29 protein-coding genes are annotated in these 26024 nt (G+C 71.7%); 16 read left to right on the top strand and 13 right to left on the bottom strand.

Annotated features, from left to right (window positions below; genetic code table 11):
- The first annotated feature begins 84 nt into the window (after nt 1–84).
- Nucleotides 85–756: an SDR family oxidoreductase gene (locus ACFZBU_RS26270; protein WP_391586109.1), complete on the top strand. Its 672-nt coding sequence runs from the start codon at nt 85–87 to the stop codon at nt 754–756.
- Here ACFZBU_RS26270 and ACFZBU_RS26265 read toward each other — a convergent pair.
- A complete protein-coding gene (locus tag ACFZBU_RS26265; protein WP_391586108.1) occupies nt 725–1255 on the bottom strand; it encodes a GNAT family N-acetyltransferase in 531 nt (176 codons plus the stop codon). The genes ACFZBU_RS26270 and ACFZBU_RS26265 overlap by 32 nt on opposite strands.
- A gap of 114 nt (nt 1256–1369) precedes the next feature.
- Between ACFZBU_RS26265 and ACFZBU_RS26260 the strand changes: the two genes are divergently transcribed.
- Complete coding sequence (locus ACFZBU_RS26260) at nt 1370–1774, top strand: PPOX class F420-dependent oxidoreductase (protein ID WP_391586107.1); 405 nt, start codon at nt 1370–1372, stop codon at nt 1772–1774.
- 89 nt (nt 1775–1863) lie between these two features.
- Here ACFZBU_RS26260 and ACFZBU_RS26255 read toward each other — a convergent pair whose 3' ends face one another.
- Nucleotides 1864–2334, bottom strand: a complete 471-nt coding sequence (locus tag ACFZBU_RS26255) for a GNAT family N-acetyltransferase (RefSeq protein ID WP_391586106.1) — start codon at nt 2332–2334, stop codon at nt 1864–1866.
- A gap of 205 nt (nt 2335–2539) precedes the next feature.
- On the opposite strand from ACFZBU_RS26255, the gene ACFZBU_RS26250 reads away from it, so the two are divergent.
- Entirely contained in the window at nt 2540–3274 is a 735-nt protein-coding gene (locus tag ACFZBU_RS26250) for a DedA family protein (RefSeq protein WP_391586105.1), read from the top strand.
- Nucleotides 3275–3464: 190 nt separating this feature from the next.
- Here the strand turns inward: ACFZBU_RS26250 and ACFZBU_RS26245 are convergent, their stop codons facing one another.
- Complete coding sequence (locus tag ACFZBU_RS26245; protein WP_391586104.1) at nt 3465–3698, bottom strand: hypothetical protein; 234 nt, start codon at nt 3696–3698, stop codon at nt 3465–3467.
- 166 nt (nt 3699–3864) lie between these two features.
- Entirely contained in the window at nt 3865–4287 is a 423-nt protein-coding gene (locus ACFZBU_RS26240) for an SRPBCC domain-containing protein (RefSeq protein WP_391586103.1), read from the bottom strand.
- 85 nt (nt 4288–4372) lie between these two features.
- Here ACFZBU_RS26240 and ACFZBU_RS26235 point away from each other — a divergent pair, with 85 nt between their 5' ends.
- Nucleotides 4373–5350 carry a helix-turn-helix transcriptional regulator gene (locus ACFZBU_RS26235; protein ID WP_391586102.1) on the top strand — a complete coding sequence of 326 codons (978 nt, stop codon included), beginning with the start codon at nt 4373–4375 and terminating at the stop codon, nt 5348–5350.
- Nucleotides 5351–5566: 216 nt separating this feature from the next.
- Nucleotides 5567–6805, top strand: a complete 1239-nt coding sequence (locus ACFZBU_RS26230) for an IS701 family transposase (protein WP_391586101.1) — start codon at nt 5567–5569, stop codon at nt 6803–6805.
- A 207-nt stretch (nt 6806–7012) separates the two neighbouring features.
- Here the strand turns inward: ACFZBU_RS26230 and ACFZBU_RS26225 are convergent, their stop codons facing one another.
- Nucleotides 7013–7813: an ABC transporter permease gene (locus ACFZBU_RS26225; protein WP_391586100.1), complete on the bottom strand. Its 801-nt coding sequence runs from the start codon at nt 7811–7813 to the stop codon at nt 7013–7015.
- A gap of 49 nt (nt 7814–7862) precedes the next feature.
- Nucleotides 7863–8648, bottom strand: a complete 786-nt coding sequence (locus tag ACFZBU_RS26220; protein WP_391586099.1) for an ABC transporter ATP-binding protein — start codon at nt 8646–8648, stop codon at nt 7863–7865.
- A 79-nt stretch (nt 8649–8727) separates the two neighbouring features.
- Between ACFZBU_RS26220 and ACFZBU_RS26215 the strand changes: the two genes are divergently transcribed.
- A complete protein-coding gene (locus tag ACFZBU_RS26215; protein WP_391586098.1) occupies nt 8728–9384 on the top strand; it encodes a TetR/AcrR family transcriptional regulator in 657 nt (218 codons plus the stop codon).
- Between the two features lie 186 nt (nt 9385–9570).
- Nucleotides 9571–10620, top strand: coding sequence for a lactonase family protein (locus ACFZBU_RS26210; protein ID WP_391586097.1), 1050 nt, complete (start codon nt 9571–9573; stop codon nt 10618–10620).
- Between the two features lie 66 nt (nt 10621–10686).
- Here the strand turns inward: ACFZBU_RS26210 and ACFZBU_RS26205 are convergent, their stop codons facing one another.
- The gene (locus ACFZBU_RS26205; protein WP_391586096.1) at nt 10687–11133 is read right to left on the bottom strand and encodes a MarR family winged helix-turn-helix transcriptional regulator; all 447 of its coding nucleotides are present in this window, start codon (nt 11131–11133) and stop codon (nt 10687–10689) included.
- A 145-nt stretch (nt 11134–11278) separates the two neighbouring features.
- Here ACFZBU_RS26205 and ACFZBU_RS26200 point away from each other — a divergent pair, with 145 nt between their 5' ends.
- Complete coding sequence (locus ACFZBU_RS26200; RefSeq protein ID WP_391586095.1) at nt 11279–12547, top strand: MFS transporter; 1269 nt, start codon at nt 11279–11281, stop codon at nt 12545–12547.
- Between the two features lie 47 nt (nt 12548–12594).
- Nucleotides 12595–13428, top strand: coding sequence for an aldo/keto reductase (locus ACFZBU_RS26195; RefSeq protein ID WP_391586094.1), 834 nt, complete (start codon nt 12595–12597; stop codon nt 13426–13428).
- Nucleotides 13429–13461: 33 nt separating this feature from the next.
- Here the strand turns inward: ACFZBU_RS26195 and ACFZBU_RS26190 are convergent, their stop codons facing one another.
- The 4 genes from ACFZBU_RS26190 to ACFZBU_RS26175 form a co-directional block, all read right to left on the bottom strand.
- Complete coding sequence (locus tag ACFZBU_RS26190; protein WP_391586093.1) at nt 13462–14109, bottom strand: uridine kinase; 648 nt, start codon at nt 14107–14109, stop codon at nt 13462–13464.
- Between the two features lie 68 nt (nt 14110–14177).
- Complete coding sequence (locus ACFZBU_RS26185; protein WP_391586092.1) at nt 14178–14675, bottom strand: nuclear transport factor 2 family protein; 498 nt, start codon at nt 14673–14675, stop codon at nt 14178–14180.
- 93 nt (nt 14676–14768) lie between these two features.
- Complete coding sequence (locus tag ACFZBU_RS26180; protein ID WP_391586091.1) at nt 14769–15029, bottom strand: hypothetical protein; 261 nt, start codon at nt 15027–15029, stop codon at nt 14769–14771.
- Nucleotides 15030–15163: 134 nt separating this feature from the next.
- On the bottom strand, nt 15164–16216 hold the full coding sequence (locus ACFZBU_RS26175; protein WP_391586090.1) for a questin oxidase family protein: 1053 nt from the start codon (nt 16214–16216) through the stop codon (nt 15164–15166).
- 133 nt (nt 16217–16349) lie between these two features.
- Between ACFZBU_RS26175 and ACFZBU_RS26170 the strand changes: the two genes are divergently transcribed.
- Both ACFZBU_RS26170 and ACFZBU_RS26165 read left to right on the top strand, forming a co-directional pair.
- Entirely contained in the window at nt 16350–16958 is a 609-nt protein-coding gene (locus tag ACFZBU_RS26170) for a superoxide dismutase (RefSeq protein WP_391586089.1), read from the top strand.
- A 133-nt stretch (nt 16959–17091) separates the two neighbouring features.
- Nucleotides 17092–17772: a helix-turn-helix transcriptional regulator gene (locus ACFZBU_RS26165; RefSeq protein ID WP_391586088.1), complete on the top strand. Its 681-nt coding sequence runs from the start codon at nt 17092–17094 to the stop codon at nt 17770–17772.
- 99 nt (nt 17773–17871) lie between these two features.
- On the opposite strand, the gene ACFZBU_RS26160 is transcribed toward ACFZBU_RS26165, so the two are convergent.
- Nucleotides 17872–19419: a class I adenylate-forming enzyme family protein gene (locus ACFZBU_RS26160; protein WP_391586087.1), complete on the bottom strand. Its 1548-nt coding sequence runs from the start codon at nt 19417–19419 to the stop codon at nt 17872–17874.
- A gap of 406 nt (nt 19420–19825) precedes the next feature.
- Between ACFZBU_RS26160 and ACFZBU_RS26155 the strand changes: the two genes are divergently transcribed.
- The 5 genes from ACFZBU_RS26155 to ACFZBU_RS26135 all read left to right on the top strand — a co-directional run bounded on the left by ACFZBU_RS26155 (nt 19826) and on the right by ACFZBU_RS26135 (nt 24545).
- Nucleotides 19826–20653 carry an isocitrate lyase/phosphoenolpyruvate mutase family protein gene (locus tag ACFZBU_RS26155; protein ID WP_391586086.1) on the top strand — a complete coding sequence of 276 codons (828 nt, stop codon included), beginning with the start codon at nt 19826–19828 and terminating at the stop codon, nt 20651–20653.
- 137 nt (nt 20654–20790) lie between these two features.
- Nucleotides 20791–21192, top strand: a complete 402-nt coding sequence (locus ACFZBU_RS26150) for a pyridoxamine 5'-phosphate oxidase family protein (RefSeq protein ID WP_391586245.1) — start codon at nt 20791–20793, stop codon at nt 21190–21192.
- Between the two features lie 102 nt (nt 21193–21294).
- The gene (locus ACFZBU_RS26145; RefSeq protein WP_391586085.1) at nt 21295–21909 is read left to right on the top strand and encodes a DJ-1/PfpI family protein; all 615 of its coding nucleotides are present in this window, start codon (nt 21295–21297) and stop codon (nt 21907–21909) included.
- 210 nt (nt 21910–22119) lie between these two features.
- Entirely contained in the window at nt 22120–23181 is a 1062-nt protein-coding gene (bioB, locus tag ACFZBU_RS26140) for a biotin synthase BioB (RefSeq protein WP_391586084.1), read from the top strand.
- Nucleotides 23182–23324: 143 nt separating this feature from the next.
- Entirely contained in the window at nt 23325–24545 is a 1221-nt protein-coding gene (locus tag ACFZBU_RS26135; protein WP_391586244.1) for an adenosylmethionine--8-amino-7-oxononanoate transaminase, read from the top strand.
- A gap of 243 nt (nt 24546–24788) precedes the next feature.
- Here ACFZBU_RS26135 and ACFZBU_RS26130 read toward each other — a convergent pair whose 3' ends face one another.
- Nucleotides 24789–26024, bottom strand: a complete 1236-nt coding sequence (locus ACFZBU_RS26130; RefSeq protein ID WP_391586083.1) for a pyridoxal-phosphate dependent enzyme — start codon at nt 26022–26024, stop codon at nt 24789–24791.

Raw genomic sequence — 26024 nt, 5'->3', positions numbered from 1 at the left:
CCTCGGCAGCCGAACAGTGGAACCTGATCGTGTCGCGGAGCCGAGCCGGCCGATGTCCCGGTTGGTGACCTTACGGTCGGATACATGCGTATTGTCATTGCGGGTGGACACGGAAAGATCGCACTTCGGCTGGAGCGGTTGCTCGCCGAGCGCGGACACACGGTGGTCGGGCTCATTCGCAACCCCGACCATGCGAACGACCTGGTGGCGGCCGGCGCCGAGCCGGTCGTGTGCGACCTGGAGCGGGCGCCGGTCGAGGAGGTCGTCGAGCACCTGGTCGGCGCGGACGCGGTGGTGTTCGCGGCGGGTGCGGGGCCGGACGGTACCCGCGAGCGGACCATGACGGTCGACTACGGCGGCGCGGTACTGCTCGCCGACGCGGCCGAGGACGCGGGCGTGCGGCGCTACGTGATCGTGTCCTCGATGGGCGCCTCGACCCGGCCGCCCGCCGACACCGACCCGGACTTCGCGCTCTACCTCAAGGCCAAGGGCGAGGCCGACGAGGACCTGAGTTCGCGCGGCGCGCTCGACCTGACCATCCTGCGCCCGGGCCGACTCACGGACGATCCCGGTACCGGGCTGATCGCACTGTCCGAGCGGGAAGGCCGCGGCGCGATCCGCCGGGACGACGTGGCGGCGATCCTGGCCGAGCTGGTCACCCGGCCCGGCACGATCGGCAAGACCCTGGAGGCCGTCGGCGGCGACGTGCCGGTCGCCGAGGCGGTCAAGTACGCGGCGGAGAAGCCTCGCTCGTGAGATCCAGCGCCATCAGTACGTCGTCCACATAGCGTCCGCCGAGCAGGAACTCGCCCTCCAGGACGCCCTCGATCCGGTAGCCGGCGGCCAGGTACAGGGCCCGGGCGGCGGTGTTGCCGCCGAGTACCCGCAGGGTGATCCGACGGGCCCCGCGCCTGCGCGCCTCGGCCTCGGCCGCCGCGAGCAGCGCCCGGCCGACCCGGCGGCCCTGGTGGTCGGGGTGCACCGCGAGCCCGTTGACGATCTGCACGTGCCCGGTGGCCGGGCACAGCGTCGAGCGCTCCAGCAGCACGTAGCCCAGCACGAGGTCGCCCTCGTGGGCGACGAGCGTGTCGCGCACGTGCTCGGCACCGCGGAAGAAGGCCTTGTCCGCGGCCCAGCGCGGGACCGGGGTGACGTCGGGGGACCACGTGAGGTGGTCGATCTCGGCAAGACTCGTACCGTCGGCCTCGGTCGCGGGGCGGACCTGGACGCGGGTTTCCTCCGATGTGCGCGACATCCGATCATCGTCCCACCCCGGGCGGTACGCCGGGCAGGTCGGGTCGGGGACGATCTTGGCGACCGCTTCGTGTGCGCCGCATCCGCGCCGCGCGTGCGCTCTAGACTCGCGCGCATGACTTCGCCCGAGCTGCCCGCGGACCTCGACCGGCTCGCGGCCGGCAAGTACGTGCTGTTGACCACGTTCCGACGGGACGGCCGTGCGGTGGGCACCCCGGTGTGGGTGTTCCGCGACGGTGACGCGCTCGGGGTGTGGACCGCGCGGGACTCCGGCAAGGCCAAGCGGATCCGCAACGGCGGGAAGGTCACCGTCACCGCGTGCGATGCGCGCGGGAGGACGCACGGAGCGGCGGTGCCCGGCCACGCGTCGTTGTTGGACGCCGCCGGCACGGAGCGCTACCGGGACCTGATCCGGCGCAAGTTCGGACTCGTCGGGCGGATGACCCTGTTCGGCAGCCGGTTGCGGCGCGGGACGGCGGGCACGGTCGGCGTCCGGGTCGAGCTGGGCGAGCGAGCGTAGGCCCGGGTGACCCCCACGGGTCCGGCCGGTCGTCGGGTTCGCGAGCCGACCGGGGCGCCGTGGCGGGTCGTGCATCCGTGTCGGGTGGCTCAGAGGGTGAGTTTGAAGCCCACATGGGAGTCGGTGAAGCCGAGGTTGCGGTAGAAGCGGTGGGCGTTCTCGCGGGTGCTGTTGGAGGTGAGCTGAACCAGACTCGCCCCGCGTTCGCGAGCACGTTCGATGGTCCAGTGCATCAGCATCGTGCCCAGACCGTCGCCGCGCCGGGTGCTGTCGATGCGAACCGCCTCCACCAGGGCGCGGGTGGTACCGCGCTGGGACAGACCCGGAATGATGGTCAGCTGGAGGGTGCCGATCACCTTGCGGCCGCCGGTCGCCACGTCGGGCCCGGTCATCACGATCAGTTCCTGGTTCGGATCGCCGGCCAGGCGCTCGAAGGCGGCCAGGTACGGGGTCAGGTCCTCCTGCGAGTCCCGTCCCGACCCGAGCACGTCGTCCACCAGAAGCCCTACGATCGCGGCGATGTCGTCCCGGCCCGCCGGCCGGATTTCGATCTCGTTCATGGCGCCCAACGTAGAGGGCGCTCGTTGGAAGCCATCCTTCCGGTCCCGAACCCGGCGCGCGGACGGCCGGGGACGGATGACGGGGATCACCTTTGTACGGCCAGGGGAGTAGGCGGGAATTCGGCCGCGCGCAGGATCCGTTGACACGATTGAGGGCGGATGCTTGTCAAGCCACATGGCAAGCGGCCTAACGGGGAGGTTCCACGTGGATGCCGTGCACGAGTGGGTGGAGCGGCTGGGAGATCTACCACCGCTGTACGCCTATGTCGTGATCGCTCTGGTCGCCGTCATCGAGACCGGGCTGCTCCTGGGCGTGTTCGCGCCCGCCGAACCGGTGCTCCTGCTGGGCGGCCTGCTCACCTCCACCGGTCACCTGGCACTGATTCCGGTGTTGATCATCGCCACCACCGCCGCGGTGGTCGGGGACACCCTGGGCTACCTCGCGGGCAGACATCGCAGTGAACGGATAAGGACCGGCCGCCTGGGGCGCCGGGTGGGCGAGCATCGCTGGGAACGGGCCGAGGAGATGTTCACCCGCGGCCGCGGCGCGGGCGGCGTGACCGTGATGCTGGGTCGCTGGGTCGCTTTCGCCCGGACCCTGCTGCCCCGGCTCGCCGGTGCCGCGGGCATGCCCTATCGGCGTTTCGCACCGTGGAACGCGGTCGGCATCCTGGTCTGGGTGCCGGGCTCGATCATGCTGGGCCGACTCGCGGGCAGCGCGTACCCGTCGGCGGCGAGCGTCCCCGGTTGGATAGGGGCCGCGATCGTCGCGATCGGTATCGTCGCCGGCATCGTCACCTACGTGCGGCGGCGTCGGCGCCGCAAGGCCGAGGAGAACCGTTCCTCGGCGTTCGGGGACCCCGCGGCGGACGCGGCCGCGGGTTCTCGGCAAGACTTCGCGGGCGCGACGGTGGCGGTCCGGGAGGACAGCGCCGCCTGATTGATCGCCGGCCGTCGCCCGACTGCCGCCGATCGATTCTTGCGAGTGACCCCGGGCCGGCCGGCTGGGACCGGGCGTACTGCGCAGGGCGTACGACACGTGTCGCACGAGACGCGACGGGGCGAGGCGGGCGGGGCCCGGCCTCCTCGTGCTGCCGGGCGCGCCGTGGGGTCGGTCGCCGACCGTCGGTTCAGCCGCGCAGACCCGTGTCGCCGTGTTTGGCCACGTGCTCGTCCAGCGCGGCCAGCGCCCGGGTGACCTCCTCGTGCGAGCCGCCGCTGCGCTGCTCCCTCCAGTAGGCGGTGCCCAGCTGCTTGAGCAACGTGCCCGCCTCGCGGGTCACCTGGACCTCCTCGACCTTGTGCTTGCCGGTGTTCATGGTGTCTTCGGCCATCTTCTTGGCCTTGTCGAGGAAGCCGCTCATCGCGCCGTTCTCCGTTCCCGTTCCGGACGGACATCGCTGCCGTACCGAGATCCACTGCCGTATCGAGACTTCGGCCGTCGAGGTGCCGACATCCCTCGATGTTCGATCAACGAATGGCACGGAAGCGAAGATCCCGAACGGAAGTGCACCGGTTCGGCCACGCATTTCACCCGTTCGGCGCCGCCAGCGCCCGTTCGACCGCCGCCATCACGCCCTGCCAGTGGGTCCGCTGCCGGGCCCGCTCCCCGGGGTCGGCCAGCCACTCCTGGTGGAACCGCAGCACCGTTCGTCCCGGCCCGCTCGCGCCTGTCGTGACCTGCACGGTCGTGTCGTGATCCCAGCCCGGCAACCGGCTCGTCACCCGGACCCGGTCCAGCTCGCGCCACCCGCGCACCTCGCCGGTGCCGCCGTCCGCGGTGGTGTACGGCGCACCCCGGGTCGGCGTCAGGTCCACGTCCTCGCCCAGCCACAGGGCCAGGCCGGCGGCGGAGGTGATCAACTCCCACACCTGCTCGACGGGATACGGGAGCGTCTTGGAGACGCCGATTTGATAACCCGCGTCCTGCGTCCGGCCGGTGGTCTCGCTCATGGTCCTGCCCTCCTGGTGCGGTGCGGTGTCCAGTCTCGTTCGAGTACCTGTCAATACCCGTCAGGTATGCGCGACACTGGCGATCATGCGCGCGAGCCGACTGCTGACCATCCTGATGACTCTGCAAACCCGGGGCCTGGTCACCGCGACCGAACTGGCCGAGCAGCTGGAGGTGTCGGTTCGCACCGTCTACCGCGACGTCGAGGCGCTCGGCGCGGCGGGTGTGCCGGTGTACGCCGAGCGCGGGCCGGCCGGTGGATATCGGCTGCTGGAAGGCTTTCGCACGCGGATCAACGGGCTCACCCACGACGAGGCGGACGCGCTGTTCCTGGCCGGGTTGCCGGGGCCCGCGGCCGAACTGGGACTGGGCGCGGTGGTCGCGTCCGCGCAGCTCAAGGTGCAGGCGGGGCTGCCCGCCGAGCTGCGCGAGCGGGTGGGCCGTGCGCAGCTGCGCTTCCATCTGGACGCGCCGGGGTGGCATCGCGAGGCGGACCATTCGCCGGAACTCGCCCGGATCGCCGCCGCCGTGTGGACCGACCGGCGGATCCGGGTGCACTACCGGCGCTGGACGGGCGAGGTCACCCGGGACCTGGAGCCGTACGGCCTCGTGCTCAAGGCCGGGGCGTGGTACCTGGTGGCCCGTACGGTGCAGGCGAGCGAGCATCGCGACCGTACGTATCGGGTGGTGCGGATCGAGGAGCTGGACGTGCTCGACGAGGTGTTCGAGCGTGATCCGACCTTCGACCTGGCGGCCTACTGGCAGGCCTGGTCCCGGGACTTCGTCGAACAACTGCGCCCGATCCGCGCCGAGGTCCTGCTGAGCGAGGACGCTCGCCGGGCGGTCCGACAACTGTTCGGGGCGTACGTGGCGGACACCGTCGAGGCGAGCGCGGGAGAGCCGCTGCCGGACGGTCGGGTCCGGGCCGATTTCCCGATCGAGTCGATCGAGTCGGCCGTGTCGGAACTGCTGCGGCTCGGCCCGGAGGTCGAGGTCCTGAGCCCACCCGAGCTGCGCGCGGAACTGGCCGCCGCCGCGCGGGCGACGGCGGCGCGGTACGCCTAGTGCCGCGCCCGGCATCGTTCACCCCGTCGCGGCGCCCGGCACGGCACCTCGCCGCCCCGCCGAAACGTCCGAGTACTCCAGTACGAGAACGTTCCGGCGGCACGCCGATGCACCGCACCGAACACCGCGACGGGGCAAACGTTGCCGGGCGCGGCACTAGTAGTGCTTTGTTAGATGTGGTTCCCATGTGTGCTGTTTTGGGTGCATGGTGGGAGGGTGGATCTCGGGGATGTGGAGCGTCTGCGGGAGGAACTCGCGGCGTTCGTGGGTGAGATGTTCGGGTCGCTGTCGAGGGCGGATCAGCGACGCCAGGGCGACTGTTATGTGCGTGGGTTGATGGTGGACGGTCGGCGGAAGTCGATCGTGCCGATGGCCGAGCGGCTTCCGGACGGCAACGCGCAGGCGTTGCAGCAGTTCGTGGCGGACTCGCCGTGGGACCACCAACGGGTGCTGCGGCGGGTCGCGGAGCGGATGTGCGCGGCGATCGATCCGCGGGTGTGGGTGGTGGACGACACGTCGTTCCCCAAGTGCGGGAGGGCGTCGGTCGGGGTCGCCCGGCAGTACTGCGGCGCGCTGGGCAAACGGGCGAACTGCCAGGTGGGGGTGAGCGTCCACGCGGCGACGGATGCGATGTCGTGCCCGCTGCAGTGGCGGCTGTTCCTGCCCGAGGAGTGGACCGACGATCCGGTGCGGCGGAGTCGGGCCGGGGTTCCCGACGATGTCGGGCACGTCGAGAAGTGGCGCCTGGCCTTGGACGCGATCGACACCCTGAGCGGATGGGGACTGGTCCCGCCCGTGATCGTGGCGGACGCCGGATACGGGCAGATCGGCGGGTTCCGACACGAACTCGCGGCCCGTGACCTCGACTTCGTGGTCGCGGTGCGCGGCGACGAGATCGCCCACACCGGCGACGCACTGCCGTCGACGATCGCGTACTCGGGCCTGGGACCGCGCCCGTTGCCCCGGTATCGGGACCGGGCCCGTTCCCTGCTGGAGCACGCGGTCGCCGCGGGGCGGGAGGCGTTCGTCGAGGTCGGGTGGCGGCGGGGCTCGCGCGGCACGATGCGCTCGCGGTTCGCCACGACCGCGGTGCGACCGGCCGGGAAGGTCCCGGCGCGGCTCGCCCGGGCCGCCGCGGGGGACGCCGACATCGCCTGGGACGGGGTGCTGCCCGTGTTCACCCTGCTCACCGAGTGGCCGGCCGACGCCGACGCGCCGACCGACCACTGGCTGACGAACCTGCCCCAGGACACACCCGTCGCGGAACTGGTCCGGCTCGCGAAGATGCGATGGCGCATAGAGCACGACTACCGCGAGCTGAAACACGGCCTCGGGTTGGACCACTACGAGGGCCGGACCTGGCGCGGATGGCACCACCACGTCACCCTGGTCACCGCCGCCCACGCCTTCCTCACGCTCCACCGGACCGACCCAAAAGCCCTCACGCCGGCCTGACGCTCTACCGCGTCCTCGACACCCTCCAGGACCTCCTCGGCTGTTGGACCGGAACCTGCCCCACCTGCCACCGGACACTGCCCCGCCAACGCCCACCACGAAGACCAAAACCAACACCGACCTGACAAAGCACTACTAGGCCGTGTCCGGCGGATCCCGGTGGGGCCGCGCCGCCGTGGCGGTGGACCGACGTGCCCGGGACGGGACCTACGCGCCGGCGCGGCGGAACACGCGGACGGCCGGCAGCACCGACACCGCGACCAGTGCGAGCGAGGTCAGCACGCCCATGCCGACCGTGCCGCCGTAGTCGCCGACGAACGCGGACCGCACCGCCTGCACCTGGTAGCGCAGCGGGTTGCCCCGGGAGATGCCGTCCAGCCAGCCCGGGGCCAGCGACATCGGCAGCAGGATGCCGGACAGCAGCATCACCGGCAGGTTCACCGAGTTCACCACCGGGGCGAACTCCTGTGGGCTGTCCACCCGCATCGCCAGGGCGTAGGACAGGGACGCGAGCGAGGCGGTCATCAGCGCGACGAAGCCGAATCCGATCAGCACGCCGAGCAGTGGCGCGCGCAGCCCGAACGCCACGCCGACCACGACCAGCACCACGGACTGCGCGAGCATCTGCACGATGTCCTTGAGCACGCGTCCGAGCAGGAGCGCGAGTCGGCTCACCGGAGTCACCCGCATGCGCTCCACCACGCCGTGCTGCTTCTCGATCAGGATCCCGAAGCCCGCGAACGCGGCGCTGAAGAGCCCGAGTTGGACCAGCAGGCCGGGAACCAGGGTCTGCCAGGAGTCGCCGTCGCCGCCGAGCGGGACGTCGCGCAGGAGCGGGCCGAACAGGATCAGGAACAGCAGCGGTTGGATGATGCCGAAGATCAGGCCGATCTTGGCGGACACGGTCTGGCGCAGGTAGCGGCCGAAGATCAGGAGGGTGTCGGACACGAGGGCGGAGGATGCGGACGGAACCGGTCGTGCGGGCGGCGCGACTCGGGTGGTTCGCATGGTGGGTGTCGACGGTGTGGATGACGTGGACATGGCTACCTCTGCCGGGTCAGACGGCGATCGGGGTCTCGTTCGGCGCGGGGGTGCGCCGGCCGGTGATGGCGATGAACGTGTCCTGGAGCGAGGCGTTCGGGGAGCCGGCGTACTCGGTCTTGAGCGCGTGTGCGGTGCCCTGGGCCACGACGCGGCCGTGGTCGACCACCACGAGCCGGTCCGCGAGCGCGTCGGCCTCGTCCAGGTAGTGCGTGGTGAGGAAGACCGTGGTGCCCCACTCGTCGCGGATCCGCCGGATCAGGTCCCACAGGTCCACGCGACTGCCCGGATCCAGGCCGGTGGTGGGCTCGTCCAGGAAGAGCACGTCGGGGTGGTGGACCAGGCCCATCGCGATGTCGAGTCGGCGTCGTTGACCGCCGGACAGGGCCGCGCACGGGCGGTCCAGCAGGTCCGGCAGGTCCAGGTCGGCGGCCAACTCCGCGGCCCGGGCCCGGGCGTCCGCCTTGTCCAGGCGGTACAGCCGGGCCTGGGTGGTCAGTTCCTCGCGCACCGACACGGCGGGGTCGACGCCGCCGGACTGGGCGACGTAGCCGATGCGCCTGCGCACGCCCGCCGGGTCGCGCACGAGGTCGTGGCCGGCCACGGTGGCGCTGCCGCCGGTGGGGGCGAGCAGCGTGGTGAGCATGCGCAGGGTGGTGGTCTTGCCGGCGCCGTTGGGACCCAGGAAGCCCAGGATCTCGCCCGCCGGGACGGTCAGGTCGATGCCGCGGACGGCCTCGACGGTGCCGCGCTTGGTCGTGAAGGTCCGGGCGAGCCCGGAGGTGTGGATGACCGGTGTCATGTGACTACCGAAACATAGTGAATAAAATTTTGCAACGACCCCAAAATTAAAATGACCCCATGAAGGCTAGGATGAGTCCATGACGGAGCCGGAACCCGCCGAAGGGCTGCGCGAGCGCAAGAAGCGCCGCACCCGGACGCACATCTCGGACATCGCGACCGGACTTTTCCTGGAACGCGGGTTCGACGCGGTGACCATCGCGCAGATCGCCGATGCGGCCGAGGTGTCCGTGAACACCGTCTACAACTACTTCCCGACCAAGGAAGACCTGTTCTTCGACCGCGAGGCCGAGGTGGTCGATCGGCCGAGCCGGATCGTGCGCGAGCGCGCGGTGGGCCAATCCGCGGCGCGCGCGGTGCTGGACGCGCTGCGCCGGGACGTCGAGGTGCGGTCGCCGTACGTGGGGCTGGTCGAGGGCTACGAGCGCTTCATGAACGTCATGCACGGGTCACCGGCGCTGATGGCTCGTCTGTGGCGGATGCAGCAACTGGGCGCGGACGCGCTCGGCGCGACCCTGGCCGAGGAGGCGGGCGCGGCCCCGGACGACCCGGTGCCGGCGCTGATCGCCGGGCAACTCGCCGGGATCCAACAGGCCGTCTTCCGGGGCATCGGCCGACGGATCGCGGCCGGCAGCGGGGTGGACGCGGCGGTCGCCTACGCGTTGGCGCAACTGGACGCGGTCGAATCGCTGTTGAGCGCCGAGGTGTTGGGCTACGCGGTTCGCGCGCGGCCGTGACCCGGCCCGGCCGGCTGGTGTGCCGGCGGCCGGGTCGGGGAGGAGCATGACATCGGCGGCGAAGGGGCGAACGATCCGCGATGATCTGCGTGGTCGGCGCCGTCGGCTCGACCGATGGATGCTCGGCCGATGGACCACGAGTCGATCGACGGTCGTCCGCCACAGGCCAGACAACAGGAGAACCGTGTGACCTCACCAAATGCTTCCGACCGACGCGGACCGCTCGTGTACGTGGGTGCGTACACCCCCGACATGGAGGGTCACGGCAGCGGCATCACGGTGTGCCGGCAGGACCCGCAGACCGGGCTGCTCGGCACGCCGTCCGCGGTGATTCCGGCGATCTCGCCCTCGTACGTGGCCCGGCACCCCTCGGGTCGTTTCCTCTACGCGGTGAGCGAGCGCGGCGGCGAGGGCGCGGTCGGCGCGTACTCGGTGCAGGACGAACGGCTGGTGCCGCTGGGCGAGGTGTCCACGCTCGGGGCGGGGCCGTGCCACCTCGCGGCCGATCCCACCGGGCGGTTCGTGGTGGTGGCCAACTACGGCGGCGGCAGCGTCACCGTGCACCCGATCGCCGACGACGGGACGCTCGGCGAGGCGGCCACGCACGTGCGGCTGACCGGGTCCGGGCCGGTGAAGGACCGACAGGCGTCCTCGCACGCCCACCAGGTGACGTTCGCGGCCGGCGGCGAGTGGCTCGTGGTGTGCGACCTGGGCTCGGACACCGTGTACCACCTGAGCTTCGACGCCGAGGCGGGCACGATCGCGGAGGGGCCGAAGGTGACCCTCCCGCCGGGGACCGGGCCCCGGCACATCGCCTACGGGCCGAACGATCTCGCGTGGCTCGCGGGGGAGTTGAACACGACGGTGACGCCGCTGCGCAGCGACCCGCGCACGGGGGCGCTCACGGTGGCGGGCAAGCCGTTCGTGCTCTCCGGCGGCGAGGGTGCGCCGTCGGGGATCGTCGCGGCGGCGGACGGGCGCTTCGTCTACGTGGCGAACCGGGGTCCGGACACCGTCTCGGTGCTCGCGGTGGACGGCGCGGAACTGGCTCTCGTCGAGGAGGTGCCGGTGGGCGGGGCCTGGCCGCGGGATCTGGCGCTGGTGGGGGACCTGCTGTACGTGGCGAACCAGCGTGGGGACACGGTCACCGGCTTCCGGTGTGATCCGGCGTCGGGGCGGCTGACGGCGCTGGGGGTCGTGCTTTCGACGGGGAGCCCGACGAGCATTCTGGTGTAAAGGACGGCGGTCCTCGGGCGCCGGACGGGCCGAACGGGCTCGTCCGGCGTTCGCCGATGCGATCGGTTACCGGCCCAGGGACTTGACCGCCTCGACCAGGGGGGCGAGGTCGGGACGCTGTTCGGCGTCCGCGAGGGATTCGCGCAGGGCCTTGTCGTGGGTGGGGCGGGCGACGGCGAGGAGGTTGCAGCCGGTCGTGGTGACCTCGGTGTAGATGCCCCGGCGGTCGGTGTCGCACAGGTAGCGCGAGAGCAGGCCGCGCTCTTCCAGGCGGGTGACCAGGCGCGTGGTGGCGCTCTGGCTCAGCACGACCGCGTCGGAGAGTTCGTTCATCCGCAGGTGGTAGCCGTCCTGCCGGTTCAGCACGTCCAGGACCGAGAACTCGCGCACGCTCAGGTCGTGTTCGCTCTGGAGCGCGCGTTCGATGTGCGCCTCGATGCGGTTGTGCAGCGCCGCGAGCGCGCACCAGCCCTGCGCGAGCGGCGGTTCGATGGCCTGCCTCTGTTGTCCCATGCGCTCAGGATACCTCCGAAGCGAAATAGCCCGCGTTTGCATTGATCGGCGTCTGCAAATATTGTCGGCGCCTGTAAACGGTGTGTGCATGCCATGCGGGCGCATGTCGAGCACCCTCCCCACCACTCCTCGAAAGGGGTACTCCGTGCCTCTCGCACTGTTGGCCCTCGCCATCGGGGCCTTCGGCATCGGGACCACCGAGTTCGTCATCCTCGGCCTGCTGCCCGAGGTCGCGGGCACCTTCGACGTCTCGATCACCACCGCCGGGCTCCTGGTCAGCGGCTACGCGGTCGGTGTGCTGCTGGGTGCCCCGCTGATGACCGTCCTGGGCACCCGCGTCTCGCGCAAGCGCATGCTGATCCTGCTGATGGGACTGTTCGTGCTGGGCAACGCGCTGACCGCGCTGGCCCCGGCGTTCGGCGTGATCCTGCTCGGGCGCGTGGTCGCCTCCTTCACCCACGGCGCCTTCTTCGGGATCGGCTCGGTGGTGGCCGCCGACCTGGTCGCGCCGGAGAAGAAGGCCGCGGCGATCTCCACGATGTTCGCCGGCCTGACCCTGGCCAACGTGCTCGGCGTGCCGCTGGGCACACTGATCGGCCAGTCGGTGAGCTGGCGGCTGACCTTCCTGCTCGTCGCGGCCCTCGGCGTGCTCGGCGCGGTGGGAATCGCCAGGCTCGTGCCCGAACAGCCCAAGCCCGAGGGTGTGCGTCTGCGTCACGAACTCGCGGTGTTCCGCAACGTCCAGGTGCTGCTCGCGATGGGTATGACGGTGCTCGGCTTCGGCGGCGTGTTCGCCGCGCTCACCTACGTCAAGCCGATGATGACCGATGTCGCGGGCTTCTCCGAGGGCGCGGTCACCTGGCTGCTCGCGGTGGTCGGCCTGGGCATGCTGGTGGGCAACGCGGTCGGCGGCAGGCTGGCCGACCGGCACCTGATGCCGCTGCTGTACGGCTCGCTGCTCGCGCTCGCGGGGGTGTTGGCGCTGTTCACCGTGACCGCGCACGACAAGACCGCGTCGGTGATCACGCTGTTCCTGATCGGTGCCCTCGGCTTCGCCACCGTGCCGCCGTTGCAGAAGCGGGTGATGGACAACGCCGCGGGCGCGCCGACGCTGGCAGCCGCGGTCAACATCGGCGCGTTCAACCTGGGCAACGCGATCGCCGCGTGGTTGGGCGGCCTGGTGATCGACGCCGGACACGGCTACGAGTCGGCCAACTGGGTCGGCGCGGCCCTGGCACTGAGCGCGCTGGTGCTCGCGGTGCTCGCCCACGGCCTGGAACGGCGCGCGCTGAACCGCTCGCACGTCGTGGCGGCGCACACCCCCGGTGTGCGGACCGTGCTCAGCGGGCAGAGCGGGCAGGGCGACTCCGGCGCGCCGGACACGGCCGAGCGGCCCGCTCGGCTCCTCGGCTGATGCCGGCCCGCACCATCCGACCCCCACGACGAAGGACGATCCCGACCATGAGCTCCACCCCCGTACCCGACATCACCCTCAACAACGGCGTCACCATCCCGCAGCTGGGCTTCGGGGTCTTCCAGGTCGAGAACGACGAGGCGACCACCGCCGTGGCGACCGCGCTGGAGGTCGGCTACCGCAGCATCGACACCGCCGCCGTCTACGGCAACGAGGCGGGCGTCGGTCGGGCGCTGGCCGCCTCCTCGGTGCCGCGCGAGGAACTGTTCGTGACGACCAAGCTGTGGAACACCGCACAGGGCTACGACTCGACGCTGATCGCGTTCGACGAGAGCGTGGACCGGCTCGGCCTGGACTACGTGGACATGTACCTGATCCACTGGCCGACCCCGAACCGGGACCGCTACCTGGACACCTGGCGGGCGTTCGAGAAGCTGCTCACGGACGGCCGGGTGCGCACGATCGGCGTGTCCAACTTCCAGCCCGACCACCTGACCCGGCTGCTCGAACACACCGCCGTGGTGCCCTCGGTCAACCAGGTCGAGCTGCACCCCTACCTCCAGCAGGGCAAGGTGCGCGGGTACGACCGCGCGCACTCGATCGCGACCGAGGCGTGGAGTCCGCTGGGCCAGGGCGGCGAACTGCTGGCGGACCCGGTGATCGCCGAGGCGGCCCGCGCGCACGGCCGGACGGCCGCCCAGGTGGTGCTGCGCTGGCACCTTCAGCTGGGCAACATCGTGATCCCCAAGTCGGTGACCCCGTCCCGGATCCGGGAGAACTTCGAGGTGTTCGACTTCGAACTGACCGCACAGGAGCTGGCCGCGATCAATGCCCTGGACCGCGGCGGACGGCTCGGCCCGGACCCGGATACCCTCAACTAGTGCCGCGCCCGGTTCGGCGGGTCCGGCGCGTCTTCAGGTTCGGCGGTGTTCCGGCTCGACCAGTGCCGGGTGCGCGGGGTGGTCGTAGCGCACCAGCAGATCGGCCTCGGTCGCCGGCCCGACCTCGTCCGCGTAGCGGGTCAGCGCCTCCAGCGTCCAGGCGTCCTCGGCCGGCGTACGTCTGCGCAGCGCGCCCGGGGACAACCACAGGTGCACGCTCAGCTCCAACGGCAGCCCCTTGCCGAGCAGGAGCGGCCCGTCCAGGAGCAGGACCCCGCCCTCGGGCAGGGTGGTGTACGCGGCGTGGGTGGCCCGGTCCCGGGCGGCGTCCCACAGGCTGGGCAGCACCCGGCCGGTGCCGTCCGGGCCGAGCGGCTCCAGCACCTCCCGACGCAAACCGGCCTCGTCCAGCCAGCCCCACAGGTACGACTCCGCGTCGGTGTGCCCGTACTCCAGGCGCACCGACGCGGGACGCAGGAAATCGCGCGCCCGCACCCGCAACACCGGATGCCCCAGCAGCCGCAGCGGGGCCACCAGCGCGTCGGCGACGGCGCCGGGTTCGGCCGCGTCCGCGCCGTCCACGGCGACCCGGGTCCACCGGCGTCCACCCGCGCGGCCGGTGATCGCTGCGACGAGTTCGTCCACCAGGGCGGCCGGGGTGAGGGGGCGGGCGCTCACCATCGGTGCACCGGGCGGGGGCCGTCGGGTTCGATCATGGCTCCATTCTCGGCCGCCCCGGGTGCGTGCGTTCAGTCGCCCCGCGGTTCGCGCTCCAGGGTCGCGTCCACGGTGATCCAGTCCGGCGGCATGTACGGCGGCGTCTTCCAGAAGATGTCGAGTCGCACGATCAGGCCCTCGTCGTTCAGTTCGAGGTAGTTGGCGAACCGCATCACCAGGAGGTCGTCCGTCGGCGTCGGCCGGATCGACTCGACCGCCTCGTTGAACGCATACCGGCCGTCCTCGCTGAGGAAGGTGAAACGCGAGCGCAGTTCGTGCTGCGCCATCCGGCCGGTGACGGTGGAGACGAACCGCAGGTACGCCTCCTTGCCCTCGCACGTGTCCTCGGCGTTGTCCCGCATCCCGACACGCACGAAGTCGTCGGCGAGCGTGGACGCCACCAGGTCCCAGTCGTGGGTGTCCACGCCCTGCCAGAAGTTCTCGACGGTGCGCCTGCGGCCTTCGAGGTCACCGGACGCTGCGGTCCGGTGCTCCGATGTCTCGCTCGGGTCCTTCGATGTCTCGGTCATGGGCGGACGTTAGTGCGATGGGCGGCCGAGATCCAGAGATATCTGACGGTGCGTCAGTGAGAGCCGGCGGCCCGATCCTCGGATGCGGCCCGGTCACAGGTCGGGCAGCGGCGGCATCTGCGGTGCCTGCACGTGCGGCGGCGGGACCTCGACGAAGCCGCCGGAGATGCCCTGGTGGACGCCCACCACGGCGGGCCGCAGCTCCTCGAGCACGTCGTCCTCGTCGATCTGCCCGACCCGGCCGGTTTCGCTGGTCAGGGTGTCCGCGCGGCCGTCGGCGAGTGCGGGCGCGGCCGGGGCCAGGGCGAGCAGGGTGCCGGTGGCCGCGGCGGCGAGAAGTGCGGTGACGCGCATCGGATCTCCGTTCCTCGGTGCCCGTACGGGGTGTCCGTGCGGGTCGTCCTACGGGACCAGCGAACGGAATCCGATGCGCCGAGTGGGGGAATCTCACTCGGACGAGGGCGTGTCGCGCGACTCGCCCCGCTCGATCACCCCCGCAGCGGCGGCACCAGGTCGGCCGCGAGCACGCCGGCGGACAACGCCCGCGCGTCGCCGGAGCGGGCGTACACGTCCGCCGCGCTGTCCACCAGCTTGATCACGTGCTCGTCGCCGTGGGCGTGCGCGCTCTCCATCGCGGCACCGGGATCGCCCGCCGGGGCGGGCGTCTTCGGTGCGTCCTCGCGCGCCATGTACACCGCGAAGACCGCGCTGCTCGTGGCCCACGCGGCCGTGTACGAGGGGATCCACAACTCGGGCGGCAACGCGGGCAGCACGCGCAGCACCGCACTGGGGGCGGTCACGCCGTGCACGTTCATCACGGCGTTGCCGTGCCCGCGGCTCAGATAGCGCAGGGTGGCCGCGTGCACCGTGTCCGCGAGCAGCGATTGCGCCTCCTCGGGGGTCTCGGCAGTGCGCACGGACAGGGTCGCGGTCAACCAGCGGTCCCAACCGGCCAGGAAGTCGAGCCGCCCGCTGATGTGGCCCTTTTCGCCGACCGGCAGCGGCGGTACGGCCTCCAGCGCGTCGAACGGCGTGCGGCCCCCCGCGAGCCGAGGCAGTTCGGGCAGAGCCTGGTTGCTGGAGGCGAAATACGCCATCGCGTGCGCGAACTCGGCCAGCCGGACCGGGCTCTCGCCCGCCTCCAGCAGCGCGCGGACCGCGTGTCCGACCCGGATCACGCCATGCGTGGCACCGCCGGGCAGGCCCGGGAGCAGGCGTGGCCACCACAGCGCGAGCACCTCTCGCCAAGGCCGCTCGGCGATCTCGTCGGTGAACAGCGCGATCCAGTCCCCGTCCCGGGCACGGTCGCCCAGTGCCTCGCGCCACGCGTCCCGGGCGATGCGTTCGGTCGGGCGGGTCGGTGGTTCCAGCCGCCGGGTGTAAACGTCCAGCCAAGCGGGCACGGCTTCCCACTGGCCCGAGTGCACGAGCGCCTCGACGGCCATCGGTCCGTGATTGGACAGCTTGTCGTCGAATTCGGAACCGGTGCGATGTAGACGTTCGAACGCTTCGTCCAAGGTTTCGGCGGCTTGCTGATGCATCGTCAACTCCTTCGGCGCTCGGGTGGATCGAGGCCTGGGTTAGGACAGTTGAGTCTTTCCCAACTTGCTTGGCCTCCGGTCGGAAGCATAGGGTCCAATACGTCACCGCAACCACTGCGCAGGAGGAACTCCCGTGGCCGACACGGTCTACACGCTCCCCGACCTCACCTACGACTACGCCGCCCTGGAGCCGCACATCAGCGGCGCGATCATGGAGCTGCACCACGACAAGCACCACGCGGCGTACGTGGCCGGTGCCAACACCGCCCTGGAGCAGCTCGCGGACGCCCGCGACAAGGAGGCCTACGGCACCATCTCCAAGCTGGAGAAGGACCTGGCCTTCCACGTCTCGGGCCACGTGCTGCACAGCCTGTTCTGGACCAACCTCGGCCCGACCGGCAACGGCGAGCCCACCGGTGACCTCGCCGAGCAGATCGGTGTCGACTTCGGCGGCTTCGAGCAGTTCCGCGCGCACATGACGCAGACCGCGATGACCGTGCAGGGTTCGGGCTGGTCCGTCGCCGCGTGGGAGCCGCTCTCGCAGCGCATCGTGGTCACCCAGGTCTACGACCACCAGGGCAACATCCCGCAGGGCACCGTGCCGCTGCTCGCGATCGACGCGTGGGAGCACGCCTTCTACCTGCAGTACAAGAACGTCAAGGCGGACTTCTTCAAGGCCGTGTGGAACGTCTTCAACTGGGACGACGTCGCCACCCGCCTCGCGGCTGCCAAGGGCGCCTGAGGAACGGCGTTCGGTCCAGGGCCGTGCGGGTGCTTCCCGTGCGGCCCTGGAGCGCGTTGGCGGGCATGCCGGCGCCGGTGGACACGCACGAGTACGCACTCGGGAGACTCGGGGTCGAAGAAAGGGGCGAGCGGTGACCGAGCAGGACGCGTTCGCACTGTTGCCCGAGACCCGGCGCGAGATATTGCGGCGCCTCAAGGGCGCGGGCGAACTGCGCGCGGAGGAACTCGCCGATGCGGTCGGGATGACCGCGAGCGGCATGCGCCAGCAACTGGCCGGGCTGGTCGCCGAGGGCTATGTGACCCATCGGCAGGCCCGACTCGGGCCGGGCCGGCCCAAGCACGTGTATCGGTTGACCGCGGCCGGGGAGAACCTGTTCCCCCGGCGCTACGGCGACCTGGTCGGCGACCTGCTGGAGACCGCGCAGGCCGAGGAGCCCGGCTTCGTGGACCGGCTGTTCGACCGCCGGCGCGAGCGGCGCCTGGAACGGGCCCGGGCGAGGACGACCGCGCCGGGACTGGCCGATCGGGTGGCCGCGATAGCCGCGATCCTGGACGAGGACGGCTACCTGGCCGCCGCGGAACCGTTGGCCGACGGCGGCGGGTGGCTGATCGTCGAACAGAACTGCGCGATCTTCGACGTGGCGATCCGGTGCGGCACCGCCTGCTCCTCGGAACTGACCTTCCTGCGCGAGGCGTTGCCGGACACCGAGGTGCGGCGGGTCAGCCACATGGTGGCCGGAGCGCCGCACTGCGCCTATGAGATCCGACCGGTGGCGGCCGATCCCGGCAAGCCGGGGGCAGGCGACGGGTAGGCGGGTCGAGCGCCTGCGCGGCGGTTTGCCGGCGGCGGCGCGCCCGGCCCGATGCGTGCGATGGACGGCCGGCGACCGGCCCGGGCTCGCCGAGCCGGGTCAGGAGCCGGCCGGGGCCTCGCTCGCGAGTCGTTCGCGCAGGGCGGGCTTGCTGACCTTGCCGGTGCCGGTGACCGGAAGGGCGTCGGTGAACACGACGCGGCGCGGGATCTTGAAGCCGGCCAGGTGCGCGCGGCACAGGGCGACGAGCGTGTCGGGGTCGACGGACCGACCCGAGGCCGGGACGACCACCGCGACCACGCGTTCGCCCCAGCGCGGGTCGGGTTCGCCGACCACCGCGACGTCGCGGACGTCCGGGTGGCCGCGCAACACCGCCTCCACCTCGCGGGCGCTGACGTTCTCGCCGCCGGTGATGATCACGTCCTTCCTGCGGTCCAGGACGTACAGGTAGCCGTCGGCGTCGACGCGGCCCAGGTCGCCCGTGCGGAACCAGCCGGCCGCGAACTCGCCGGTGTCCGCCTGCCAGTAGCCGTCCGCGACCTGCGCGGAGCGCACCGAGATCTCGCCGGTGGCGCCGGTCGGCAGCGGCCGGCCCGCGTCGTCGACGATGCGGATCTCGACACCCGGTCCGGGTCGACCGGCCGCCGCGTACAACTCGGGGCGGTGGTCGGCGGCACTCAGGAACACCGCGTTGCCGGAGAGTTCGGTCATGCCGTAGCCCTGCCCCAGGGCGCAGCCGAGCAGCCGGTCGACCCGGCGGATCAGGTCGGGCGTGATCGGCGAGGCGCCGTAGCTGATCGAGCGGATCCGCTCGCGCAGCCCGTCGCCCTCGTGCACGTGGTCGAGCAGCGCATCGATCATGGTCGGCGCGAGGGACAGGTTGGTGACGTCGAACTCGCGGACCACCTGTGCCAGTTCGGCTGGCTCGTAGCGGCGCAGGACCACCACGGGGCGGCGCATCAGGTGGTGGGCCGGCACCTGGTAGCCGGCCACGTGCGCAAGCGGGAAGGGGGTCAGCACGACCGTGTCGGGGTCGACCGGGCGGCAGGCGAGCGACGTGCGCATGGAGGCGATCAGGCTGCGGTGGGTGAGCCGGACGCCCTTGGGTCGGCCGGTGGTGCCCGAAGTGAACAGCAGCCAGGTCAGCGCGGTTTCGTCGGTGGCCGGGGTGAACTCGGGCTCGGCCCCAACGGATTCGGCGAGGGCCTCGGCCAACTCCAGGCTCGGGAAATCGGGCCGGCCGAGCCGGGCCATCGGTTCGGCGTCGCCGAGCAGCAGTTCCGCGCCCGAGCGGGCCAACTGGTCGGCCCACTCGCGCGGGTGCAATCGGGGATTGAGCGGGACCAGCACCCGGCCGGCCCACGGGACGCCGTAGTAGGCCGCCACGTACTCGGCCCGATTGTGCGCGAGGATCCCGACCCGGGCGCCGGGCGAGGTCCGTCGGGCGACGGTGGCGGCGAGCGCGCGGGCATGGCCGGCCAACTCGGCGAAGGTCCACACGGTGGGCCCGGTCGGGTGAGGTCCGGCCGGGGTGGGCTCGGGCGGGCGAGGCTCGGTGGGCCTGCGCGGGGTGTGCGCGGGGACGATCAGGGCGGTGCGGTCGGGTACCTCCCGAGCCGCGTCGACCAGGATCTCGTGCAGCAGCATCGGGCCTCCCTCGTTCTCGCGGGGACGCTACCGCAGGGTCGGGGGAGGGCCTCGAAGGGGTGATCCGTTCGGTGTTCGGCGGGCGTCCGGGGTCGGAAATCGGTGGTTGCCCCGCGTCGGTGATCGGGGGCTGTTCCGGGTGGTGATCGGTGGCTGTCCCGCGTCGGTGAGGGGTGGTTGTCTCGGGTTGGTAATCGGCGGTTGCCCGGGGCGGTAGTCCGATGGTTGTCCCGGTTGATCGGCGTTTACCCGGGCCGGAAAAGAGATGTTTCGCGGCTTTCGCTCGGGTCCGGCGCTTTGGCGGCAGGGGCGGCAAACCGGATGCCGGGGCGCGGAGGAGTGGGGCAGGATCGGCAGGGTTCGGCCGCGTTCGGCGCGGTCGTCGTCGATCCGAAGGGCACGCTCGATGAGCAGCACGAACCAGGCCGCCAATGCCGATCGTTTCGCGGAATTTCGGGCTCTGCATCGAGCCGGGGCACCGCTGCTGCTGCCCAACGCGTGGGACCACGCCTCGGCGGCGGCGCTGGTCGAGCGCGGGTTCCCGGCGATCGGGACGACGAGCCTGGGCGTCGCGATCGCGGCGGGCAAGCCGGACGGGGTCGGCGGGACGCGCGCGGAGACGCTGCGCCTGGGGGTCGGCATCGCGCGGCTGCCGGTGCCGGTCAGCGTCGACATCGAGGGCGGGTTCGCGGCGCGCCCGGAGGACGTCGCGGCGTTGGGCGCCGAGCTGGTGCGGGCCGGGGTGGCCGGCGTCAACATCGAGGACGGGCGTGCGGACGGCACGCTGACCGACGCGGACCACCAGGTCGCGGTGATCGCCGCCGTCAAGGAAGCCGCGCCGACGCTGTTCGTCAACGCGCGCACGGACACCTACTGGGCGGGCGGCCCGACCGCCTCGCTCGACGAGACGGTGCGGCGGATCCGGGCGTATCGGGCGGCGGGCGCGGACGGCGTGTTCGTGCCGGGCACCCAGGACGAGGCCGCGATCGAGACCCTGGTGGGGGCCACCGACGCGCCGCTGAACATCCTGTACAGCCCCACCGGCCTCTCCCGCGCCCGACTCGCGAAGCTGGGCGTGCGGCGGATCAGCACCGGGTCGCTGCTGTTCCGGGTCGCGGTGCAAAACGCGGTGGATCTCGCGTGGGCCGTCGCGCACGACGAGGAGGCCGCGCCGAGCGGTGCGCCGACGTACGCGCAGGCGCAGGCGATGTCGGAGGTCTATCGGGCCGAGTGAGGGTCGGCGGGGGCGGGCGGGTCGGGACGGTGGCCGGGGCGCGTGGGTCGGCGGCAGTGGACGTCATACTGCTGGTCGGCGGGCCGGGGACGGTCCCGCCCGACCCGGCAGGCCCGATCGCGAAAGACCTGATCTCGATGACGCTGCACGTTCCGCCGAGCACCACCCCGGATTTCCAGGCCTTCTGGCAGGAACGACACCTGTGTCTGCTGGTCACCCACCGTCCCGACGGCACGCCGCACCTGGTGCCCGTCGGCGCCACGTACGACGCCGTGGCCGGGATCGCCCGGGTCATCTCGCACGGGGCCAGCAAGAAGGTCCGCAACGTGCTCGCGGCGGGGTCGGGCGCGCGCGTCGCGATCTCCCAGGTCGCCGGAAGCCGCTGGTCCACGCTGGAGGGCATCGCGACGATCAACCGCGACCCCGAGGCCGTCGCCGAGGCGGTCCGGCGCTACACCGAGCGCTACCGCGAGCCTCGGGTCAACCCGGAACGTGTGGTGATCGAGATCGCGGTGACCAGGCGCATGGGGACGGTGTAGGGGGCGTGGGCCCGTTCGGTGGCCACGCCCGACGCGGTTCGGCCGTCGGGGCATAGCCTGCCGGGAAAGCAACGGAGCACCGATCCGAACGGGGACGAACCCATGACCCAGGTTGCCGTGGTCACCTTCGACGGTTTCAACGAGTTGGACAGCTTCGTGGCGGCGGCCATCGTCAACCGCTGCCGCGCGGACGGCCTCACGGCGTACATCACCACGCCCGCGCCGACCGTCACCTCGATGAACGGTGTCGAGATCACCGGCCAACGCGACTTCGACTTCATCCCCGAAGCCGACGTCGTGCTGATCGGCAGCGGCATCAGGACCCGCGACGTCGTCGCCGACGACGGCCTCCTGGCGGCCCTGCCGCTGGACCCCGCCCGCCAACTGATCGGCTCGCAGTGCTCGGGAGCGCTGGTCCTGGCCCGGCTCGGCCTTCTGACCGGCCTGCCCGCCTGCACCGACGCGACCTCCCGCCCCTGGGTCGAGGCGGCCGGAGTCGAGGTCCTGGACGCGCCGTTCCACGCCGCCGGCAACATCGCCACGGCCGGCGGCTGCCTGGCCTCCCAGTACCTGGCCGCCTGGACCATCACCCGCACCCTCGGCGAGGCCCGGGCCCGCACCGCGATCGACTACGTGGCTCCCGTCGGCGAGAAGGAGGCCACGGTCGACCACGTCTTCACCGTCCTCCGAGCCGCCGAGCACACCCTGACCCCCTGAAACCCCGCCACCTCCGCCCACGCCACGCGGACGCCGGGTCACTGGCAGCCATCCCCGCATCTTGGCCGCCGCGTCGGTTCGGGCGTGGTGTGCGTCCGTATAGCAGGAGTGGGGGCTTGGGGTTTGTGGGATTCGGAACAAAGAGGCGGGGGTGATCTTTGTGTGCCGAGTGGCTGTGGGCGGGGATCGGGTTCGGCGAGGCTGCCGGGTATGGACTTGGATCTGGAAGCTTTGGCAGCGAAGGCGATCCGACGGGAAGTGCCGTCCCGGGACGAGGCGATGGCGGTTCTCCGGGGCGCGGAGGAACTGCTCGACCTGGTGGCCGCCGCAGGCCGCGTGCGGCGGCACTTCTTCGGCCGACGGGTGAAGCTGAACACCATCATCAATATGAAGAGCGGGCTGTGCCCGGAGGATTGCTCGTACTGCTCGCAGCGACTCGGCTCGGCGGCGGACATCCTCAAGTACTCGTGGATCACCCCGGAGGAGGCCGCGAACACGGCCGATCAGGCGGTCCGGGCCGGGGCGAAGCGGGTGTGCCTGGTCGCGAGCGGGCGCGGGCCCGGCAATCGGGACATCACCCGGATCGAGGACACCATCGCCGCGGTGAAGGAGGGCAGCCCGGACGTGGAGATCTGCGTCTGCCTGGGCCTGCTCGCCGACGGCCAGGCCGAACGCCTCGCGGCGGCCGGTGCGCATGCGTACAGCCACAATCTCAATACCAGCGAGGCGCGTTACTCCGACATCTGCTCCACACACACCTTCACCGACCGCACGGACACCCTGCGTCGGGCCGGTGCCGCGGGACTGTCGCCGTGCTCGGGGGCCATCTTCGGGATGGGCGAGTCGGACTCGGACATCGTCGATCTGGCGTTCGCCCTGCGGGAGTTGGATCCGGATTCGGTACCGGTCAACTTCCTCATCCCGTTCGAGGGCACGCCGCTGGCGAAGAACTGGGAGTTGACCCCCGAGCGTTGCCTGCGGATCCTGGCGTTGTTCCGGTTCTTCTTCCCGGACGTCGAGGTTCGGCTCGCCGGTGGGCGCGAGATCCACCTGCGCAGCATGCAGCCACTGGCGTTGCACCTGGCCAACTCGATGTTCCTGGGCGACTACCTCACCAGCGAGGGCCAACCCGGCGCGGACGACCGGGAGATGATCGCCGACGCCGGCTTCGTGATCGAGGGGACCGACGAACAGACCCTGCCGGACGCCCGACACGACCTGGTGGCGATCCGCCGCCGGGGCGCGGGCAGCGACCTCCCGCCCAACGCATGAGGGCCGAAGACCGGGCCGGAGTCGGCCCGCCGCCGGGATACGGCGGCCACGAGGGAGCGTCGCCCCGGACCGGACGTGCGGAATCGTCCCCGAGCCGGCTGCTCGACCTGGACCGCGAACACGTGTGGCATCCGTACGCACCGATGCCCGGTACGACACGACCGCTGCTCGTCGAGTCGGCCGCGGGAGTACGCCTGCGGCTGGCCGAACCAGTCGGTGACGTGCGGGAGTTGGTGGACGGCATGTCGTCCTGGTGGGCGGCGGTGCACGGCTACGCCCATCCGGTGATCGACGCGGCGATCCGCGAACAGATGGGCCGGATGAGCCACGTCATGTTCGGCGGGCTCACGCACGAACCCGCGATCCGACTGGCCCGCACCCTGGTCGAGATCACACCGGAGCCGCTGCAACACGTCTTCCTGGCCGACTCCGGGTCGATCTCGGTCGAGGTCGCGATGAAGATGTGCCTCCAGTACTGGCGGGCTCGCGGACGCGGCGACAAGCGGCGGATGTTCACGTGGCGCGGCGGCTACCACGGCGATACGTGGCATCCGATGTCGGTGTGCGACCCGGAGGGCGGGATGCACCGGCTGTGGCAGGGGAGGCTGGCCGAGCAGGTGTTCGCCGACGCGCCGCCGCGCGAGTTCGACCCGGCGTATGTCGAGCACCTGGATGCGCTCCTCACCCGGCACCGGGACGAGACGGCCGCGGTGATCGTCGAGCCGATCGTGCAGAACGCGGGCGGCATGCGCTTCCACTCCCCGCGGTACCTGCGTGCGCTGCGCGACCTGTGCACCGCCCACGACGTGCTGCTGATCTTCGACGAGATCGCGACCGGCTTCGGTCGTACCGGCGAGTTGTTCGCCGCCGACCACGCCGGTGTGAGCCCCGACGTGATGTGCGTCGGCAAGGCGTTGACCGGTGGCTACCTGAGCATGGCCGCGACCCTGTGTACGGCGGAAGTGGCGGCCGGCATCGCCGCCGGCGAGTCGCCCGTACTGGCACACGGTCCGACCTTCATGGGCAACCCGCTGGCCGCTGCCGCCGCGAACGCCGCACTGGGCCTGCTCCTGGAACAGGACTGGCGGACGAACATCGCCCGGATCGAAACCGGCCTCGTCGAGGGACTGGCTTCGGCCCGCGCGCTCCCGGGTGTCGCGGACGTCCGGGTCCTGGGCGCCATCGGCGTCGTACAACTCGACCACGAGGTCGACATGGCGACGGCCACCCGGGTGGCGGTCGAACACGGCGTCTGGCTCCGCCCGTTCCGTGACCTCGTCTACACGATGCCGCCGTACGTCACCACGGACGACGACATCCGACGGATCACCGCCGCGGCGACCGCCGTCGCCGCGGCGGCCTGACCCGGATCCCCCGTGCGTGCGGGGCACCGTCACGTTGTTCCGGTCGCCCCGCACGCCCGAAACCCGCCCCTGCCCGCGCACCGGCACCGCCCCGCAGGGGGCGGCGGCGTGCGGCGGCGAAGCGGACCGGGCGGGTGGTGTTGTCGGCAGGGGTCGCCGGGAAACCGGACGGCATGGCCCGCCGGGAGGACCCGGGCCGGCGCCGCGCGGATGAGGGTCGGTGCGTCGGAGGCGACCCCGGCGCTACGCAACCATCCCCGCCGCCCGCAGGCGGTGTTCGATGGCCGGCCAGGTCGGGGCGACCGGGTCCGGAGGGCGGGTGCCGGTGTCCAGGTCCTTGAAGCCGCTGGAGGTGGCGATGCAGACCACCGGCCCGTCGTCGAGGGGGCCGTGGGCGCGCAGGCCCGCGAGGCCGGCCGCGGCGGACGTCTCCGCCCACAGGCCCTGCCCGGCCAACTCGGCCCGAGCCGCTGCCAGTTGGGCATCGGTCACGAGCAGCGCCCGGCCCTCGGAGGCGCGCAGCGCGTGCACGCCCCGGTAGCCGCTCACGGAGCAGTCGATCGCGTAGGCGGCGGTGGTGTCGACCCGGACGTGTGCGGCCGGCACGCCGTCGTGCATCGCCTTCGCCAGCGGTCCGCCCGCCGCCGGCTCGCAGGCGAACATCCGCGGAATGCGGTCGGTCAGGCCGAGCCGGCGCAGTTCGGCGAAGCCCTTCCAGACGCCGAACAACAGCTCGCCGTAGCCGGTCGGGACGAACACCGCCGCAGGCATGCCGAGTTCGACGTGGATCTCGTAGGCGATGGTCTTGTAGCCCTCGGGGCCGAAGGCATGGCCGGTGTGCGTGGTGGTGAGGTTGCTCAGCGGGTGGAAGCCCAGGCGGTCGACGATCTCGCGCATCAGGACCCAGCGCGTCTCGGCCGGTACCGAGAGCACCGTCGCGCCGTACGCGCGCAGGAACGACTCGACGGCCGGCGGCGCACCCGTCGAGGCCAACACCACGGCGGGCAGCCCGGCCCGCGCCGCGAAGGCCGCGGCCGACGCGCCGTGGTTGCCGGAGGAGGACACCACGACGCCCGGCGCGCCGACTCCGACGGCGGCGGAGACGGTGCAGCGGTTGATCCGGTCCTTGTGGCTCCAGGTCGGATTGCGCGACTCGTCCTTGACGTACACCCCGTCGCCGAGATCGATCAACGGTGTGTCGCCCTCGCCCAGTCCGGGCGCCGACAGCGGTGGCAACAGCGGGGCCCAGCGCTCCAGTCCGGCCCGCCGCCCGGTCGGCGCGAACAGCCCCGGGTCGATCCGGTCATACGCGTAGTCCACCTCGACCGGGTAGGCGATCTCGTCGGTGCCGGTGTGCGGGCAGCCGGACACCAGCGGTGGCCACAGCGGGTACGTGATCGCGGGATCGCCCATCGAGCGCTGCATCGTGGCCAGCGAGGCTGCCCGGTCGGGCGGGTTCGTGGTGTCATCCGAGATCAT

Source organism: Embleya sp. NPDC008237 (assembly GCF_042956465.1).
Taxonomy (GTDB): domain Bacteria; phylum Actinomycetota; class Actinomycetes; order Streptomycetales; family Streptomycetaceae; genus Embleya.
Note: the sequence above shows the minus strand (reverse complement) of the source record. Positions and strands in the feature narration are given on the sequence as shown.